Source organism: Pseudomonas sp. GW821-FHT11G12, from assembly GCF_058808055.1.
Genome location: NZ_JBXARH010000009.1, coordinates 136,980 through 153,620 on the forward strand (window position 1 = coordinate 136,980; position 16,641 = coordinate 153,620).

Annotated in this window: 13 protein-coding genes; 8 read left to right on the forward strand and 5 right to left on the reverse strand. The window is 60.9% G+C overall.

Annotated features, from left to right (window positions below; genetic code table 11):
- Nucleotides 1–26: 26 nt before the first annotated feature.
- From AC1RR7_RS23830 to pcaC, 3 genes are read left to right on the forward strand one after another with little or no spacing between them, the layout of a single operon-like run.
- Nucleotides 27–1,391: a 3-carboxy-cis,cis-muconate cycloisomerase gene (locus AC1RR7_RS23830; RefSeq protein ID WP_493158543.1), complete on the forward strand. Its 1,365-nt coding sequence runs from the start codon at nt 27–29 to the stop codon at nt 1,389–1,391.
- Nucleotides 1,392–1,402: 11 nt separating this feature from the next.
- Complete coding sequence (gene pcaD / locus AC1RR7_RS23835) at nt 1,403–2,194, forward strand: 3-oxoadipate enol-lactonase (RefSeq protein ID WP_493158544.1); 792 nt, start codon at nt 1,403–1,405, stop codon at nt 2,192–2,194.
- A 10-nt stretch (nt 2,195–2,204) separates the two neighbouring features.
- Nucleotides 2,205–2,597 carry a 4-carboxymuconolactone decarboxylase gene (pcaC, locus tag AC1RR7_RS23840; RefSeq protein WP_025110738.1) on the forward strand — a complete coding sequence of 131 codons (393 nt, stop codon included), beginning with the start codon at nt 2,205–2,207 and terminating at the stop codon, nt 2,595–2,597.
- Nucleotides 2,598–2,764: 167 nt separating this feature from the next.
- On the opposite strand, the gene AC1RR7_RS23845 is transcribed toward pcaC, so the two are convergent.
- The gene (locus tag AC1RR7_RS23845) at nt 2,765–4,021 is read right to left on the reverse strand and encodes an OprD family porin (protein WP_493158545.1); all 1,257 of its coding nucleotides are present in this window, start codon (nt 4,019–4,021) and stop codon (nt 2,765–2,767) included.
- 586 nt (nt 4,022–4,607) lie between these two features.
- Here AC1RR7_RS23845 and AC1RR7_RS23850 point away from each other — a divergent pair.
- From AC1RR7_RS23850 to AC1RR7_RS23865, 4 genes are all read left to right on the forward strand, one after another.
- A complete protein-coding gene (locus AC1RR7_RS23850; protein WP_096819482.1) occupies nt 4,608–4,868 on the forward strand; it encodes an Os1348 family RiPP precursor in 261 nt (86 codons plus the stop codon).
- A 99-nt stretch (nt 4,869–4,967) separates the two neighbouring features.
- Nucleotides 4,968–5,444, forward strand: a complete 477-nt coding sequence (locus AC1RR7_RS23855) for a GNAT family N-acetyltransferase (RefSeq protein WP_493158547.1) — start codon at nt 4,968–4,970, stop codon at nt 5,442–5,444.
- Nucleotides 5,445–5,459: 15 nt separating this feature from the next.
- The gene (locus AC1RR7_RS23860; RefSeq protein ID WP_493158548.1) at nt 5,460–6,620 is read left to right on the forward strand and encodes an aKG-HExxH-type peptide beta-hydroxylase; all 1,161 of its coding nucleotides are present in this window, start codon (nt 5,460–5,462) and stop codon (nt 6,618–6,620) included.
- Between the two features lie 15 nt (nt 6,621–6,635).
- Complete coding sequence (locus AC1RR7_RS23865; protein ID WP_493158550.1) at nt 6,636–8,585, forward strand: multinuclear nonheme iron-dependent oxidase; 1,950 nt, start codon at nt 6,636–6,638, stop codon at nt 8,583–8,585.
- Nucleotides 8,586–8,647: 62 nt separating this feature from the next.
- Here the strand turns inward: AC1RR7_RS23865 and emhC are convergent, their stop codons facing one another.
- Genes emhC through emhA form a run of 3 tightly spaced genes read right to left on the reverse strand, consistent with a single transcriptional unit; the run spans nt 8,648 to nt 14,412 of the window.
- Nucleotides 8,648–10,108: an efflux RND transporter outer membrane subunit EmhC gene (gene emhC, locus AC1RR7_RS23870; protein WP_102621469.1), complete on the reverse strand. Its 1,461-nt coding sequence runs from the start codon at nt 10,106–10,108 to the stop codon at nt 8,648–8,650.
- The gene (emhB, locus tag AC1RR7_RS23875) at nt 10,105–13,254 is read right to left on the reverse strand and encodes an efflux RND transporter permease subunit EmhB (protein WP_102621468.1); all 3,150 of its coding nucleotides are present in this window, start codon (nt 13,252–13,254) and stop codon (nt 10,105–10,107) included. The genes emhC and emhB overlap by 4 nt, the downstream gene beginning before the upstream one ends.
- A gap of 3 nt (nt 13,255–13,257) precedes the next feature.
- The gene (emhA, locus tag AC1RR7_RS23880; protein ID WP_085712979.1) at nt 13,258–14,412 is read right to left on the reverse strand and encodes an efflux RND transporter periplasmic adaptor subunit EmhA; all 1,155 of its coding nucleotides are present in this window, start codon (nt 14,410–14,412) and stop codon (nt 13,258–13,260) included.
- 267 nt (nt 14,413–14,679) lie between these two features.
- On the opposite strand from emhA, the gene emhR reads away from it, so the two are divergent.
- A complete protein-coding gene (emhR, locus tag AC1RR7_RS23885) occupies nt 14,680–15,312 on the forward strand; it encodes an efflux system transcriptional repressor EmhR (protein WP_102621467.1) in 633 nt (210 codons plus the stop codon).
- 251 nt (nt 15,313–15,563) lie between these two features.
- Here the strand turns inward: emhR and AC1RR7_RS23890 are convergent, their stop codons facing one another.
- Nucleotides 15,564–16,613: an alkene reductase gene (locus tag AC1RR7_RS23890; protein WP_493158552.1), complete on the reverse strand. Its 1,050-nt coding sequence runs from the start codon at nt 16,611–16,613 to the stop codon at nt 15,564–15,566.
- Nucleotides 16,614–16,641 lie beyond the last annotated feature (28 nt).

The following is a 16,641-nucleotide window of genomic DNA, read 5'->3' on the forward strand; positions in this document are numbered from 1 at the left end:
ACGGCCCGCGCCTGCAAGGACTGTTTATGACTCAGCGACCGGGCAATCAATTGTTCGATGCCTATTTCACTGCCCGCGATATGCGCGACGTGTTCTGCGATCAGGGCCGGGTGCAGGCGATGCTCGACTTCGAAGCGGCGCTGGCCCGGGCCGAAGCGCGGGTCGGGGTGATTCCGGCGAGTGCTGTGGCATCCATCGAAAACGCCTGTCGCGCCGAGCTGTTTGATTTCGCCGCATTGGGCGAAGCCATCGCCACGGCGGGCAATTCGGCGATTCCGCTGGTCAAGGCGTTGGGCAAACGGATTGCCGCAACCGATGTCGAGGCCGAGCGCTATGTGCATCTGGGTGCCACCAGCCAGGACGTGATGGACTCCGGGCTGGTGCTGCAATTGCGTCAGGCGCTGGAACTGATCGAAGGGGAGCTGGCGCAACTGGCCGACGCCCTCGCGGCCCAGGCTCAACGCTACTCGGCGACGCCACTGGCCGGGCGGACATGGCTGCAACACGCGACGCCGGTGACCCTCGGCATGAAGATCGCCGGCTGGCTCGGCGCGGTCACCCGCAGCCGTCAGCGTCTGCGCGAACTCAAGCCGCGCCTGCTGGTGCTGCAATTCGGCGGCGCCTCGGGCACCCTCGCGGCGCTGGGCGAACAGGCATTGCCGATTGCCCATGCGCTGGCCGAAGAACTGCAACTGACCCTGCCGGAACAACCGTGGCACACCCAGCGTGATCGCATCGTCGAGTTCGGCGCGGTGCTCGGGTTGATCGCCGGCAGCCTCGGCAAATTCGGCCGCGACATCAGCCTGTTGATGCAGACCGAAGCGGCTGAAGTATTTGAACCTTCAGCGCCGGGCAAGGGCGGTTCCTCGACCATGCCGCACAAGCGCAACCCGGTAGGCGCGGCGGTGTTGATCGGCGCGGCCACCCGTGTTCCGGGCCTGGTCTCGACTTTGTTCAGCGCCATGCCTCAGGAGCACGAGCGCAGCCTCGGCTTGTGGCACGCCGAATGGGAAACCCTGCCGGACATCTGCTGCCTGGTGTCGGGCGCGCTGCAACAGGCGCGGCTGCTGGCCGACGGTCTGGAAGTCGATGCCGCGCGCATGGCCCGCAACCTGGAATTGACCCAAGGTCTGGTGCTGGCCGAAGCGGTGAGCATCGTCCTTGCGCAACGGGTCGGCCGCGACACCGCGCATCATCTGCTCGAACAATGCTGCAAACGGGCGGTGGCTGAACAACGCCATCTGCGTGCGGTACTCGGCGACGAACCGCAAGTGACCGCCGAACTCAGCGCTACCGAACTGGATCATCTGCTCGATCCTGCCCGTTACCTCGGTCAGGCGCAGGTCTGGGTCGAGCGTGCGGTGGCCGAACATCACGCGTTATCTGTCTGAAGGAGAGGGCTGTGGCTTTCGTTCAACTCGCCGATGGCGAACTGCATTACTCATTGGAAGGCCCGGTCGATGCGCCGGTGCTGGTGCTGTCCAACTCGCTGGGCACCGATCTGCACATGTGGGACGCCCAGATGCCGGCGTTCACCGAGCACTTTCGCGTGCTGCGTTTCGACACCCGTGGTCACGGCCAGTCGCTGGTGACGCCGGGCCCTTACAGCATCGAGCAACTGGGCCGCGACGTGCTGGCACTGCTGGATGCGCTGCACATCGAACGTGCGCATTTCTGCGGTCTGTCGATGGGCGGCTTGATCGGTCAGTGGCTGGGGATCAATGCCGGTCAGCGGCTGAACAAACTGATCGTCTGCAACACGGCGGCGAAAATCGGCGATCCGTCGGTGTGGAACCCGCGCATCGAAACCGTGCTGCGCGACGGCCCGGCGGCGATGGTCGCGTTGCGCGATGCATCGATTGCCCGCTGGTTTACGCCCGATTTTTCGGCGGCCAATCCGGCAGCGGCCAAGCAGATCACCGACATGCTGGCCGCGACCAATCCTGAAGGTTACGCCGCCAACTGCGCGGCGGTGCGCGATGCGGATTTCCGTGAGCAGTTATCGTCGATCAAGGCGCCGCTACTGGTGATCGCCGGTACTGAAGACGCAGTGACGCCGCCGTCCGGCGGACATTTCATTCAGGAGCATGTGCGCGGCGCCGAGTACGCCGAGTTTTATGCCGCACACCTTTCCAACGTTCAGGCCGGCAACGCGTTCAGCGACCGCGTGCTGACATTTCTGCTGGCCGCTTGAGGGGATTTCCGTGGACGAGAAACAACGTTACGACGACGGCATGCAAGTGCGCCGCGCGGTCCTCGGCGACGCCCATGTCGATCGCAGCCTGACCACGCTGACCGAGTTCAACTCGGAATTTCAGGAGATGATCACCCGTCACGCCTGGGGCGATATCTGGACCCGTCCGGGCCTGCCGCGCCACACCCGCAGCCTGATCACCATCGCCATGCTGATCGGCATGAACCGCGAAGGCGAACTCAAGTTGCACCTGCGCGCAGCGGCCAACAATGGCGTGAGCCGTGGCGAGATCAAGGAAGTGATCATGCAGAGCGCGATCTACTGTGGGATTCCGGCGGCGAATGCGACCTTCCATCTGGCCGAGTCGGTGTGGGATGAGTTGGGTGTCGAATCCCGAGAGTGAAAGCGTTCAAGCGGACGCCATCGCTAGCCGGTTCGCGATGGCGGCCGTGGCTCTGATCAATCAAACCCTGGGAAGCGAAGAGGGTGGGTCACCTGAGTCCTTCAGGTGCTCCCTCTCTACTCGGCGGCTGGCGGCGTGCCATTAATCCTGACGGATGGCACAGCGACCTAGAGCAGGCTGATCGGGTAACTGATGATCAACCGGTTCTCGTCGAACTCGTTGTTGCTGAAGTCGCGACGCATGGTCGAGTTGCGCCATCTGACGTTCAGATTCTTCAGCGTGCCGCTCTGCACGGTGTAGCCCAGTTCCGATTCGCGGCCCCATTCCTTGCCGTCGGTGATGGTGCCGGTGTGCACATTGTCGCCGCTGATGTAGCGGTTCATCAGGGTCAGGCCGGGCACGCCGAGGGCGGCGAAGTTGTAGTCGTGGCGCAGTTGCCAGGAACGTTCCCGGGCGTTGTCGTAGCTTGAGTTGTAGCTGTCGTTGGCGAGGGTGCCGCCGCTGGTGCCGTTGACCCGCATCCAGGCGCTGTCGCCCGTGAGTTTTTGCAGGCCGACGTAGAAGGTGTTGCCGCCGTATCGCGCGGAGAACATCCCCGACCAGGTCTTGTTGTCGAGCTCGCCGGCCCGGGCGCTGCCGTCGTCCTTGCCGTAGAAGAAACCGAGGTTGGCGCCCAGGGTCCAGTCGCCCAGTGGCTGGCTGTGGATCAGATTGACGTACTGCTGGCTGTAGATGTCCTTGAGTTCGGCGTTCCACAGGCCGATCTGGGTGCGCTTGTCATTGAACGCGTATTCGCCGCCCTGAAAGTTGAAGCGATCGGAGGTGAACGCCGCTTTGCCGAACATCGACATGTCGCTCATGCTGCTGTCGTCACGGGGGCTGTTGGCGCGGAACTGGCCGCCATACAGGGTCAGACCGGCGATTTCCTTCGAGGTGATCTGCCCGCCGCGAAAGGTCTGCGGCAGCGAGCGGCCGTCGTCCGAACGCAGGATCGGCAGCACCGGCATCCATTCGCCGACCTTGATTTCGGTCTGCGACAGCTTGGCCTTGAACGCCACGTTGGTGCGACCAAAGTTGTCCGCCGGGCGACCGTCATGATCCAGCGGCAACAGTTGCGTGCCGCCGGTGCCTTTGCCGCCATCGAGTTTCACCGAGTACAGCCCCAACACGTCCATGCCGAAACCGACGGTGCCCTGGGTGAAACCGGACTTGGCGTCGAGGATAAAGCTTTGCGTCCACTCTTCGGCCTTGCCCTGAGCCTTGGTCGGGTTGGTGAAATTGCGATTGATGTAGAAGTTGCGCAGGTTCAGGTCGGCCTTGGCCCCTTCGACGAAACCGGCTTCTTCGGCCACGACGGGCAAAGCGGCGCCGGCCAGTGCCAGGGCGATCAGGCTGAGTGCATAAGGTGTTGTGGAACGTGTCATGGGCTCGGGTCTCTCTAATTGTTTGGGATGAAGCAGTTCGCAGCCGCAACCGGAGGTTGCAGACAAGAAACGGACTCGATGAAACGAAGGGCGGGATCAGCCCGAGCGGGGAGGACGCGTGGTCATGGGGATGAACCTGTTTTTATTGGTTTTGTTGGTGTGGGCAATGGTGAGGGGGATCGGCACGGGGATTCAATCGGGGTAAACAGGGTTTTGTGCGATTATCGAACGCTAATCGGCGAGGGTTTTATTTTCCGTTCTCAGCGCATTCTTAATGAAATCCCGTGTTTATGTTTCGTCTTAACGAGTTGTTCCGGCGGCGTTCTATTAATGGCGATTGTGGATGTGCTTATTTCTTTGGTTGTAGGAAATTACCTACAGTAATTGTTGTAATAAAGGCTCTCTCAATCATCGCGGGTTCAACTTAATAATTGGCGTTATCGCTTATCGTGAAAAGGTTTAACGGGAAGCTGCGTTGTAACTGGCAAAGGAAACAGGCATTGCTATATTCAAAATTCTCGAAAGGGGCAGGGAGGTTTGTTGTCGCTCTCGAGAGAATTAATTATTGATAACAAGGAGAGATAACATGCCTGCAAAAGTGAATCAGGAACGTCTCGCGACGGTGGTTGGTCGTGCCCTTATTGATAAGGACTTTGCGGAACAGTTGCACAAGGATGCTGAAGGCGCGGCCAAGGGCATTGGTGTGCACTTGAGCGCAACCGAACTGAGCGCCGTCAAGAATATTGATGTGGCAAAACTGGGCACCGCGGGGGCGGGTATTCGCGACAAACTGGGAACGGCTGCGATCTTTGACCAGCAACAACAGATTCAGGCACGGATGGACTGATGCCCGGGGGGCTGTTTGGCGTGTCGTGGAGCGGCGATCCGGCTCTGTGCGCGCCAAATGGCCCGATTGCAAAGTGCATGCAGAGGGAGTGAGCGACGTATGTCAGTCACCTTGATTCCCATGGACGACGCGGACTTTGTGACGTTCACCGAAAGGGCGGTCGACGAGTATGCCCAAGGCATGGTCGCCTCGGGAGAATGGAGCCAGGCAGAAGCCTCGCACCGATCCGCCACGGCTTTCGCGCAGTTGCTGGACAAGGGACGGCTGACCGAAAACCATCAGCTCTGGGTGATCCGGGACAGCCAGCGACGCATCGGCGAGTTGTGGATTGCCCGCCGACATGTCGGCACGAAGCCGATTGCCTTCATCCTGGATATCTACATCGAACCCGGCGAGCGCCGTCAGGGGCATGCCCGACAATCGATGCTGGCCGCCGAAACCTGGGCGCGTCAGAACGGCTGCGAGGAAATGCGTCTGCATGTGTTTGGCCGCAACCTGCCGGCGCGTGGTCTTTATGAACAATTGGGCTATGACATCGCCAGTCTGACCATGGCGAAACCATTGCCGCCTGCCTGAAAGGATGGTTGAAAAATGGATATTGGAAACCACGGCGAATTTGATTCGACGGTTGATGACTTGTTTAAAGGGAACACCTTTCTTGCTGATGCCAGATATTCAAGATTTGAAATATTACTTGAACATGTCAGTCGCAATCGTTTCACCATCTTCATGGTTTTATATGCCGAATTATTCAAGTTGTTTTCCGGGGAGTCGCGGTGCTCGGTGTTTTTCGATCAGGCGGTGGAACTTGTATTGCTGCCACCCCGTGAGCAGGCTTCGATTATCAATGACCCGGTCTTTCAGATATGGACCGGGCAGGCGTTTCGTTTAACCAATCACTTTCTGGTCGGAAAGTCAGAGAGTACTGCCGAACTGGAAAAGACATTATTCGAGTTTCCCGAGATGCTCGACAGGGTCAAGGCCCGGAGCCAGTCGGTCGTGGTTCAGAACGACCCGCCGGTCTACCGGTTCGACGCCGATCCGCTGATCATGCAGGCCACGCCGCCCAGTTATCAATTCCCGGAAGACGAGGCGACCCGCAAGCGTCTGGAGCGCGGCGGTGTTTCCAGTCGGTTCTTCGCTGACGTGGTGAAGATTGCTCTGTTGCGGATTGAGCACACCTGGCCGGCCTGCCGTGAACAGATGAAGTCTCTGATCAAATCCATTTGTTACCTGCCGGATGGTACCTTTCGCAGTTGTTCGGCTTCGCGCTACACCGGCGTCATCCTTCTGGCGAGCCGGGACGACTCGATTCTCGATCTTGAGGAATCCCTGGTGCATGAGGCGACTCATCAGTTGCTTTATCACGTCGTCGAGGTGTCGGCGGTCGTCGACCCCGATGCTTCGCAGGAGGCGTCATTCAGCTTGCCGTGGTCGGGCCAGAAGCGTGACCTGTATGGCTACTTTCATGCGTTTTACGTGTACATCGCGCTGGTCAAGTACATGGAACGGGTGCGGTCGCGTTCCGACGAGGAATTGCAGCGGGCGCAGAACCGTCTGCTGTTCATTCTGCGGGGGTTGATCCGGGCCTTGCCGGACCTTCAAGGCAGTGAAGATTTCACGCCCCACGGGCGCCAGTTACTGGAAAACCTTGCCGCCGAGGTGCGGGCCATGGAGAGCAAATACTCCGGACGGCTCGCCGCTGCGGCGCCATTGACCACGACGCCACCGGTATTGGGTGCAACGGCCTGAGCCCGGGAGGCAATCATGACGATGTTTGATGCTTCGCGGTTTCCCGAGGCCGGGGTAGGGCTGGAGTATCACTTGCCCCGGCACCGGGTTGCGGATCATGCAGTCGATCCGACTCTGGAGCGGATCCTCGCCGAAGGCCTGCCATATTTCGATTACCTGGAGTTTCAGCCGACCCACAGCATCCTCGAGCCGCGACTGCTCGAAGTCGGGGAGCAGACGCCCAGTCTGTTGCATTCCTCCAGCCTGTCTCTCGGCAGTGTGGGCATCGCGATGGATCGCGAGTTTCTGCAGATGACCCGACGGCTGTGCGACAGAACCCGATCACCCTGGCTGGCCGAGCACATTTCCTGGTCGCGGTTTCACGGCGGCGACACCCAGCACTTCATCTTGCCGACTCTGGCAGCGGAAGTGGCCGACACAGTGGTTGCCAACGCCCTTGAGCTGCAAGCGCTGACCGCGACACCGCTGGTGCTGGAAAATGCTCCGCGTCTGTTTTCATTGGCCGACTCTCCCGAGCAGTCGGAAGGCGAATTCATTTCAAGCGTGGTGCAGCGCAGCGGTGCGGGGTTTCTGCTGGATCTGGACAGCGCCATCACCACCGCCAAAGCGCTGGGTTACGACTTCAAGGATTATCTGCGTTCGTTGCCGCTGGATCGATTGATTGAAATCCACACCGGGCATCCGCGTCGGGACTGGGACCTGTTGGCGCAGCTGTTTGCGGTGTCCCCGGTCAGGGCGGTGACGCTGGAGTGGGACATCGCCGACAGAGCCGACGATGCACAACTGGAGGTCCTGATTCGCGACATCAAGCGTCTCAAGCCCAGGGATATGTTCTGGCAGGGCCGCGAGCCGCCACCAGCGCCGGACACTCCGGCCCTCGAGCCCGGCTCGTTGCTCAAACTCAGGGAAAGCGTGTGGTTCAGTGTCGGGTCTTCATCCTTTGTGCTGCGGGATCGGCAGTCGGGCCTGAGTCTGGACTTCTGTCTGACGTTGCTGCCGTTGTTGAACCACTTCATGACCCCGCATTCGCTTGAGAGTGCGCTGATGCTGCCGGGCGTCTTGAATAGCCCGGAGCAGGGCAGTCATCTGGCTTTTTTGCAGGCGCTGGTGAGTCACGGGATTGTGCAGTCTGCCGCAGGTCCGCGGGACAGGGTGCACAGGCAACCGCTCAAGCTCTGGTCGCGCTGGGAGGCGGCGCTGGAGTTTTACCTCAGCACCCGCACCGGTTTGCAGACACCCTATGTCAGCGTCGTCGAGCTTGAGGCCGAGCTTGAACAGAAGGCCTCGCAGCAGCGTCAGCCGTCATCCTTCAAGGACTATCACTCTCATCCTTTCATTGCCTTGGAAAACCCGCTGCTGGTGCCCGGCGAGACCCTCGCCGAAACGACACTGCTTGATTCGCTGTGCGCCCGGCGTACGTCTCGGGCGTTCAGCGGCAAGCCGTTGACCCCGACGCAATTGTCCCTGCTGCTCTATTACACCTGGGGCGTGACGGCGATGGAACCGAACGGTATGGGCGACTATTTTCTGAAGAAAACCTCGCCCTCCGGCGGCTCGCTGCAAGCCACCGAGGTGTACGCGGTGCTGATGAATGTGCAGGGTTTCGAGCGGGGGCTTTATCACTACTCCGTACGTCGTCACGGACTGGAATTGCTGTCGCGGGAGGATCCTAGAACCTGGATCAGCGAGGCCAGCGGCGGGCAACCCTGGGTGAAGGACGCGGCCGCGGTGTTCGTGTCCACCGCGCGGGTCGAGCGGTTGTCCTGGAAGTACGAGTTCAGCCGGGCACTGAGGGTGGCGTTGATGGATGCCGGGCACCTGAGCCAGACGTTTTCACTGGTGGCCACCGCGCTGAACCTCGGGTGTTTCACCACGGCGGCTCTGCGCGATGAAATGTTCGAAAACCGCCTGGGGCTCGATTATCTGGAAGAACCGGTGTTTCTGCTCAACGGTGTCGGCGGCTGAAGGCGTTGCGCAGACAACAAAAAGCCCACCGAATGGTGGGCTTTTTGTTTATCGCGAGACGATCAGAACAACTTCATCTTCGGCGCTTCTTCTTTCAGCGGCTCGTTCTGCGCGGTTTGCGCATTCCAGCCACCACCCAGTGCCTTGTACAGGTTGACCGCACTGGTCAGTTGCGCAAGGCGGTCGGTGATCAGGGCCTGTTGGGCGCTGAACAGCTGACGCTGGGCATCGAGGAAGGTCAGGTTGCTGTCGACGCCAATGCGGTAGCGACGTTCGGCCAGACGGTAGTAATCCTGGTTGGCCTGAACGAAGTCACGCTGCGCCTGCAACTGCTCGGTGTAGGTCTGGCGCGCGGCCAGGCCATCGGCGACTTCCTGGAAGGCCGTTTGAATGGACTTCTCGTAGTTCGCCACGCCAATGTCCTTCTGGATCTTGGCGTAGTCGAGGCTGGCGCGCAGGCTGCCGGCGTTGAAGATCGGCAGGTTGATCTGCGGCTGGAACAGCCACGTGCCCGAACCGCCCTTGAACAGGCCGGACAGGTCCGGGCTCAGGCTGCCCGCGTTGGCGGTCAGGCTGATGCTCGGGAAGAACGCTGCACGGGCCGCGCCGATGTTGGCGTTGGCGGCCTTCAGGTTGTACTCGGCCTGAAGGATGTCCGGACGACGTTGCAGCAGATCCGACGGCAGACCGGCCGGCACATCGCTGAGCAGGTCATCCGAGAGCGGTTTGGCCGCTTGCAGGTTGGCCGGCACGCCGGTGCCGAGCAGCAGGGTCAGGCTGTTTTCGTCCTGAGCCACCTGGCGGGTGTAGCGCGCCAGTTGTGCACGGGCGTTTTCAACCGAGGTGCGCGACTGCGCCAGGTCCAGCGCCGAAGCCACACCGACTTCGTTGCTGCGGCTGGTCAGCTTGTAGCTTTCCTCGAAGGCACCGAGGGTGTCCTGAGTCAGCTTCAGCAGTTCCTTGTCGGCCTGCCAGGTCAGGTAGGCGTTGGCCACGCTGGCCACCAGGCTGATCTGGGTGCTGCGGCGCGCTTCTTCGGTGGCGAAGTATTGTTGCAGCGCTTGTTCGCTCAGGCTGCGAACCCGACCGAACAGGTCCAGTTCGTAGGCGCTGATGCCGACGGTGGCGGTGTACGAACTGGTGATGTTCGCTTCACCGGTCTGCGACGCACGGGCCGGAACCCGCTGACGGCTGCCGCTGGCATTGGCCGACACTGCCGGGAACAGATCAGCACGCTGGATGCGGTACTGAGCGGCATAGGCGTCGATGTTCAGCGCCGCGACACGCAGGTCGCGGTTGTTTTCCAGGGCGACCTGGATCAGCTGTTGCAGGGCAGGGTCATGGAAAAACTGCTTCCAGCCTTGCTCGGCAGCGGCCTGCGCCGGTGCCTGGGCCGGCGAGTACGCCGGGCCCTGTGGGAATTGCGCGGCCACCGGTGCTTGCGGCTGCTGATAATCCGGTATCAGCGAGCAACCGCTCAGCACGAAGGCGGCGACTGCGATGGAGAGTAGCGACTTGCTCATTGGCCAGCCTCTTTAGGAGTTTCTATGGCGTCATCCTTGCCGGCGTTTTTGCGCTGGCCCATGGACGACACAGTGACGAAGAACAGTGGGACCCAGAAAATCGCCAGGATCGTGGCCGTGAGCATACCGCCAATCACGCCGGTACCGATCGCGTGTTGACTGCCCGAGCCTGCGCCGGTGGAGATCGCCAACGGTACAACACCGAGGACGAAGGCCAGCGACGTCATGATGATCGGTCGCAGACGCATGCGGCAGGCTTCGATCGCTGCATCGCGCAGACTGCGCCCTTGCTCGTGCAGCTCCTTGGCGAATTCGACGATCAGAATGGCGTTTTTAGCCGCCAGACCGATGGTCGTCAACAGACCTACCTGGAAGTACACGTCGTTCGATAGGCCGCGCAGGCTGGTGGCCATCAGCGCACCGATGATCCCCAGCGGCACCACGAGCATGACCGCGATCGGAATCGACCAGCTTTCATACAGCGCCGCCAGACACAGGAACACCATCAGCAGCGACAGAGCGTACAGCGCTGGCGCTTGCGAGCCGGACAGACGTTCCTCGTAGGACAGACCGGTCCAGGAGATACCGACACCTGGCGGCAGCTTGGCGGCAATCGCTTCGACTTCGGCCATCGCTTCACCGGTCGAGTAGCCCGGCGCCGGAGAACCGAGGATCTCCATCGCTTCTACACCGTTGTAGCGCGCCAGTTTCGGCGAACCGTAGATCCACTCGCCCTTGGCGAACGCGGAGAACGGAACCATGGTGCCGGCGCTGTTGCGCACGTACCACTTCTTCAGGTCTTCAGGGCTCATGCGAGCACCGGCCTGACCTTGCACGTAAACCTTCTTCACACGACCGCGGTCGATGAAGTCGTTGACGTAGCTACTACCGAAGGAGATCGACAGGGTGCTGTTGATGTCGGAAAGGCTCAAGCCCAGGGCACGGGCCTTCTCGTCGTCGATTTCCAGATGGTATTGCGGCTCGTCGTTCAGGCCGTTCGGACGGACCTGGTAGAGCACCTTGCTCTGCGCGGCCATGCCGAGGAACTGGTTACGGGCTTCCATCAACTTGTCGTGACCGATACCGGCGCGGTCCTGCAGGAACACGTCGAAACCGGTGGCGTTACCCAACTCCAGTACGGCCGGCGGGGCGAAGGCAAACACCATCGCATCGCGGAAGCTGAAGAAGTGCTGCTGGGCACGCTGGGCCAGGGCAAACACGCTGTTGTTCGCGTCACGCTCGTGCCATGGCTTGAGCATGATGAACGCCAGACCCGAGCTCTGGCCGCGACCGGCGAAGTTGAAGCCGTTCACGGTGAACACCGAGGCTACCGAACTGGATTCTTTATCCAGCAGGTAGGTACGCATTTCATCGATCACCACCTGCGTGCGTTCGGCACTGGAGCCAGCAGGCGTCTGTACCTGGGCGAACAGTACGCCCTGGTCTTCTTCCGGCAGGAACGCAGTCGGAATGCGGGTGAACAGCCAGATCATGCCGACCACGATCAGGATGTAGGCCAGCAGGTACGGCGCCTTGCGCTGCAGGATGTTGCCGACACCGCGCTCGTAGCTGCGAACGCTACGGTCGAAGTTGCGGTTGAACCAGCCGAAGAAGCCGCGTTTCGGCGTGCCGTGCTCGCCTTTCGGAATAGCCTTGAGCATGGTGGCGCAGAGTGCCGGGGTGAAGATCAGCGCGACCATTACCGACAGGGCCATGGCCGAGACGATGGTGATCGAGAACTGACGGTAGATCACACCGGTGGAACCGCTGAAGAACGCCATCGGCAGCAGTACCGCCGAGAGCACGAGGGCGATACCGACCAGTGCGCCCTGGATCTGGCCCATGGACTTCTTGGTCGCTTCCTTCGGTGACAGGCCTTCTTCGGCCATCACCCGCTCGACGTTTTCCACCACGACGATGGCGTCGTCCACCAGCAAGCCGATGGCCAGCACCATACCGAACATGGTCAGGGTGTTGATGCTGAAACCGGCGGCCGCGAGGATGCCGAACGTACCGAGCAATACCACCGGCACGGTCATCGTGGTGATGACAGTGGCGCGGAAGTTCTGCAGGAACAGGAACATCACCAGGAACACCAGCGCGATCGCTTCGACCAGGGTTTCAACCACACCCTTGATCGATTCGGTCACCACCGGGGTGGTGTCGTACGGGAACACCACTTCCATGCCTTGCGGGAAGAACGGCTTGAGGTCGTCAATCGTCTTGCGCAGGGCCTTGGCGGTGTCGAGGGCGTTGGCGCCGTTGGCCAGTTTCACCGCCAGACCGGAAGCCGGTTTGCCGTTGAACTGCGCCGCGATACTGGAGTTCTCACCACCCAAGCCGACGTCGGCGACATCGCCGACACGTACTTGCGAGCCATCCTGGTTGACCTTCAGCAGAATCGCCTTGAACTGCTCGGCCGTCTGCAGGCGGGTCTTGCCGATGATCGTGGCGTTCAGTTGCTGGCCTGGCAGCGCCGGCAGACCGCCGAGCTGACCGGAGGAAATCTGCACGTTCTGCGCCGAGATCGCGGCGCTGACATCGGCCGGGGTCAGGTTGTACTTGTTCAGCTTGGCCGGGTCGAGCCAGATGCGCATCGCGTACTGGGCACCGAAGACCTGGAAGTCACCGACACCGGCGGTCCGGGAGATCGGGTCCTGCATGTTCGACACGATGTAGTTGGACAGGTCGTCCTTGGACATGCTGCCGTCACGCGATACCACGCCGATTACCAGCAGGAAGTTCTTCACTGCCTTGGTCACGCGGATACCCTGTTGCTGCACTTCCTGCGGCAACAGCGGGGTGGCCAGGTTCAGCTTGTTCTGGACCTGGACCTGCGCGGTGTCGGAGTTGGTGCCTTGCTCGAAGGTCGCGGTGATGGTCATGCTGCCGTCGGAGTTACTTTCCGACGACACATAACGCAGGTTGTCGATACCGTTGAGCTGTTGCTCGATCACCTGCACCACGGTGTCCTGAACCGTTTGTGCCGAAGCACCCGGGTAGGTCACGGAAATCGCAATGGCCGGTGGCGCAATGCTCGGGTACTGGTTGATCGGCAACTTGAGGATCGATAGAGCCCCGACCAGCATGATCACCAGGGCAATTACCCAGGCGAAAATCGGACGGTCGATAAAAAATTTCGACATGAGTTACTCCCCTTTGCCGCCGTAGGCTTTGTCAGCTGCCTTGGCGGGTGCCGGGTTCTTGGCTACGTTGGTCGCTTCGGTCGGATTGACCTGAACACCAGGGCGGACGAATTGCAGCCCTTCGGTGATCAGGCGATCGCCGGCTTTCAGGCCGTCTTCGATCAGCCACTGGCTGCCGACGGTACGGCTGGCCTTGAGCTGACGCAGTTCGACCTTGTTGTCCGCACCGACGACCAGCGCGGTCGGCGTGCCCTTGAGGTCACGGGTCACGCCTTGTTGCGGCGCCAGGATGGCGGCGGCGTTGACACCGGCCTGCAGCTGGGCGCGGACGAACATGCCTGGCAACAGGGTGTGATCCGGGTTCGGGAACACGGCGCGCAGGGTCACGGAGCCGGTGGTCGGGTCGACCGACACTTCGGAGAATTCCAGCTTACCGTCGAGCTTGTACTGGCTGCCGTCTTCCAGGGTCAGCTTGACCGCTGCGGCATTGTCGCCGGCCTTCTGCAGGCGGCCGCTTTCCAGTTCGCGGCGCAGCTCCAGCAATTCGACCGAAGACTGCGTGACGTCGACGTAGATCGGGTCCAGTTGCTGGATGGTTGCCATCGCATCGGCCTGGCCACTGCTGACCAGTGCGCCTTCGGTCACCGAAGAACGACCGATACGCCCGGAGATCGGCGCGTAGACCTTGGTGTAACGCACGTTGATCTGCGCGCTCTGCAACGAAGCTTCCGATTGCAGGCGGTTGGACACGGCCGTGTCGTATTCCTGACGGCTCACGGCCTGCTCGTCGACCAGTTGCTTGTAGCGGTCGGAGATCGACTTGGTCGAACGCAGGTTGGCTTCGGCGCTTTTCAGGGTCGCTTCATAGACCGACGGATCGATCTGATACAGCTGCTGGCCGGCTTTGACATCGCCGCCTTCCTTGAACAGACGCTTGAGAATGATGCCGTTGACCTGCGGACGGACTTCAGCAATGCGGAACGCACTGGTGCGCCCCGGCAGTTCCGACGTGAGGGTAAAGGCCTGTGGTTGCAGGGTGACGACGCCGACCTGAGGAGGTGGTGCGGCGGGAGCCGCCTCTTCCTTTTTACATCCGCTGAGCAGCGATGCCAGGGCGACGGCAGTGACCAGAGCGGTAACAGCTGGCTTGAATTGCATGAAGATCCTCGGGTCAGGCGCGCGAAAAGCGCACAAGAAGTGTGGAAGGGTAAAAATAGGGTACCGGGTGGATAAGTAGCTTGCTAAGGAATATACTTACGTTCATGGTTGTTTGTAAATACCTTTGCCGCGTACCCACCTGGTTACAAAAGTCGTCGCAAGGTCTGAAATTGTAGGCCGGGGGAGTCGATCCGCGAGAGATCCACCCCTTTTTATTCAGCGGATATTCAGCCATCCCTGAAACATCCTGTTTGAGGTTTTACTGCCATGGTCCGTCGTACCAAAGAGGAAGCTCAAGAGACACGAAGCCAGATACTCGAAGCGGCCGAGAAAGCTTTTTATGAGCGGGGCGTTGCGCGCACGACGCTGGCGGACATCGCGACGATGGCCGGCGTGACGCGTGGCGCCATCTACTGGCACTTCAGCAACAAGGCCGACTTGTTGCAGGCGATGCTCGATACGCTGCACGAGCCGCTGGACGAGCTGGCCAAGGCCAGCGAAAGCGAGGACGAGCCAGACCCGCTGGGCTGCATGCGCAAATTGCTGATTCATTTGTTTCATCAAGTTGCGCTGGACCCGAAAACCCGGCGTATCAACGAAATTCTGTTTCATAAGTGCGAGTTCACCGATGAAATGTGCGACCTGCGCCAACAGCGTCGGACGGCCAGCCTCGATTGCAATGTGCGGATCGCGCTGACGTTGAGTAATGCAGTCAATCGTGGGCAGTTGCCGCAAGACCTCGACACCGCCCGCGCGGCCATCAGCATTCACGCCTTTATCGATGGCATCCTGTATCAATGGCTGCTGGCCCCGGACAGTTTCGAGCTGTATGCCGAAGCCGAGCGCTGGGTCGATACCGGGCTGGATATGCTGCGCTGGAGCCCCAGCCTGCGCAAATGAAACAAAATGCGTATTTGGATCAGGTTATGTCAACGAAGGAGGCGGATGAAGATCCCTGTTCGTTCGCCTCGCCGCAGTGGATTGCTTTTATATACCTCAACCCATCGAGTTGATACGTAGCGAACTACGTATTTTGTAGGGATTTTGTGTCGAGCCTGTGAACGAATGTGAGCGGCCCACCTGTCCCGCGACCCATGAAAAAGCCCCCGATTCTCACGAGTCGGGGGCTTTTTGCGTTTCTGCAGTGTGCCTTACAGCGTCGGGTAGTCGAGGTAGCCGACCGCGCCTTTGCCGTAGAAGGTTTCCGGGTGCGGTTGGTTCAGCGGCGCATCGGCCTTCAAACGGGCCGGCAGGTCCGGGTTGGCGATGAACGGCACACCGAATGCCACAGCGTCAGCCTTGCCCTCGGCCAGCCACGCGTTGGCGCTGTCCTTGGTGAAGCGTTCGTTGGCGATGTAAGCACCGCCGAAGGCTTCTTTCAGTTGCGGGCCGAGGCTGTCGGCGCCTTCTTTCTCGCGGGAGCAGATGAAGGCGATGTCACGCTTGCCCAGTTCACGAGCGACGTAGGTGAAGGTCTCGGCGAGGTTGTCGTCACCCATGTCATGGGAGTCGGCGCGTGGTGCCAGGTGCACGCCGACACGGCCGGCGCCCCAGACTTCGATGGCCGCGTCGGTCACTTCCAGCAGCAGGCGGGCACGGTTTTCCAGGGAGCCGCCGTAGTTGTCAGTGCGCTGGTTGGTGCTGCTTTGCAGAAACTGGTCGAGCAGGTAACCGTTGGCGCCGTGGATTTCCACGCCGTCGAAACCGGCAGCCTTGGCGTTTTCTGCGCCGACGCGGTAGGCGTCGACGATGTCGGCGATCTCAGCGGTTTCCAGCGCGCGAGGCGTCGGGAAATCGGCCAAAGGGCGAACCAGGCTGACGTGGCCTTTAGGCTGGATGGCGCTCGGTGCGACCGGGGTTTCGCCGTTCAGGTACGACGGGTGGGAAATCCGCCCGACGTGCCACAGTTGCAGGACGATCTTGCCGCCTGCCGCGTGAACGGCCTTGGTCACGTTGGTCCAGCCGCGCACTTGATCATTGGACCAGATGCCCGGGGTGTCCGGGTAGCCGACGCCCATCGGGGTCACCGAAGTGGCTTCGCTGAGGATCAGGCCGGCCGAGGCGCGTTGTACGTAGTACTCGGCCATCAGCGCGTTCGGTACGCGGCCTTCGTCGGCGCGGCAGCGGGTCAGCGGCGCCATGATGATGCGGTTGGACAGTTCGAGATCGCCCAGTTTGATCGGATCGAAAATTGTTGCCATGAGATACAACCCTCGTGAAGTAAGTGAG